Raw genomic sequence first — 1,765 nt, 5'->3', positions numbered from 1 at the left:
GCCGAAGACCACAGCCAGGTCCGTACCGGCAACGCACCCCGCGCCATGGCCACCCTGCGCAACCTCGCCATCGGCGCGCTACGCCTGACCGGCACCGACAACATCGCTCAAGCCATCCGCCACATCTCCCGCGACGCCACCCGCACCCTCACCGTCCTCAACCTCGCATGATCGAGAAATAGGACAGAACTCCACTACGCCGGAGCCCTGGGGGGCGGGGTCTGGCGTTCGGTGCGAGTCCGCCGCGACGCCCGGCACTGCTCGCTGGCTTGCCGGACCCGCGCTTACCGGGCCGGCAGGGTTGACATGACGGCGACAGACCAGTTGCCTTCCACGTCATGGTCGACCGTCATGACGGGCGCGTGTTTGCCTTGGCGCATCGGTGTGTCCCTGTTGGCGCTAGCGCGCTGAGCGTCCGCGTATACCGGATCTTCCGATGAGCGGGCCCTCAGGCATCGGTCGTCGCCTGGCCTCCTCGATCAGCGGTGCACGGGCACGTGAGTGCCTTCAGACGTGCCGCTTGCGTCCCTCATGCCGCGGTGCCTGCGGTGCTGCGTGCGCTCGATCCTGATCTACCGAGCGAGCGCCCTGCTGCAGGTAAGTTTTGCCCCCAGCAGCGATGAGTCTCGCGGTGGTCCCAGGTCTACACGTCACACCGCACTCGAATCAGGAGACATCTTGAAGCTTCTTCTCACGTCCGGAGGCGTCACGAACACGAGCATCCGCGATGCGCTGGTCGACCTGCTGGGCAAGCCGATCGCCGACTCCAGTGCCCTCTGCATCCCTACGGCGGAGTATGGCCACCCCATGTGCACGCCAGCCTCAGCCTGGCGCTTCATCGCCGGACAGACCCCGGCACCCATGTGCGACCTGGGCTGGAAGTCGGTGGGCGTCCTCGAGCTCACCGCACTGCCCAGCATCGGCAAGGACCGCTGGGTCCCCTGGGTCCGGGAGGCTGACGTCCTGCTGGTGGACGGCGGCGATGCGACGTACCTGTGCCACTGGATGCGGCAGTCCGGGCTAACGGATCTCCTGCCGTCGCTGCCCGAGACGGTCTGGGTGGGGGTGAGCGCCGGAAGCATGGTGATGACCCCCCGCATCGGTGACTACTTCGTCGAATGGACGCCGCCCACCGGAAGCGACCGCACCCTAGGGGCCGTCGACTTCTCGATCTTCCCGCACCTGGAACACGAGCTCATGCCGGGAAACACCATGGCCGATGCCGAGAGATGGGCCGCCGACATCGCGGGTCCGGCGTACGCCATCGACGACCAGACGGCCATCAAGGTGACCGACGGCACCGTCGAGGTCGTCTCCGAGGGGCACTGGAAGTCCTTTTCCTCCTAGCCACCGACGCCAACCGCGCGTGAGCCAGGCGCCCTCTCATGCCGCAGATTGCGTGCGCTGCGGCCATCCGGTCATGCCACATTCCAAGCGAGAACCCGGCGCCTGGTCACGCTGCAAGCGGCACTGCACCAGCTCCAGACGGTGGCAAGTGCGTTCACTTCTCACGAATATTGATCATGGTCTCGGGCCACCTGAGTGGCGTCAGAACTGACCGACAACTGGTGCTACTTCTCGCAAGCGTGATCAATCACGCGAGGTCGAGGATGTTGAGGGTGCGGGTGGCGTCGCGGGAGATGTGGCGGATGGCTTGGGCGATGTTGTCGGCACCGGTCAGGCGTAGGGCACCGATGGCGAGGTTGCGCAGGGTGGCCATGGCGTGGGGCGCGCTGCCGGTACGGACCTGGCTGTGGTCTTCGGT

Annotated in this window: 1 protein-coding gene; it reads left to right on the top strand. The window is 66.4% G+C overall.

What is annotated here, in order from left to right; all coding sequences use genetic code 11:
• Positions 1-678: 678 nt before the first annotated feature.
• Positions 679-1,347, top strand: a complete 669-nt coding sequence (locus tag ITP53_RS55180) for a Type 1 glutamine amidotransferase-like domain-containing protein (RefSeq protein ID WP_195903456.1) — start codon at positions 679-681, stop codon at positions 1,345-1,347.
• Positions 1,348-1,765: the final 418 nt, after the last annotated feature.

This window comes from Nonomuraea cypriaca (assembly GCF_015645445.1).
GTDB classification, from domain to species: Bacteria; Actinomycetota; Actinomycetes; order Streptosporangiales; family Streptosporangiaceae; genus Nonomuraea; species Nonomuraea cypriaca.
This window is presented reverse-complemented; position numbering and strand designations above follow the sequence as displayed.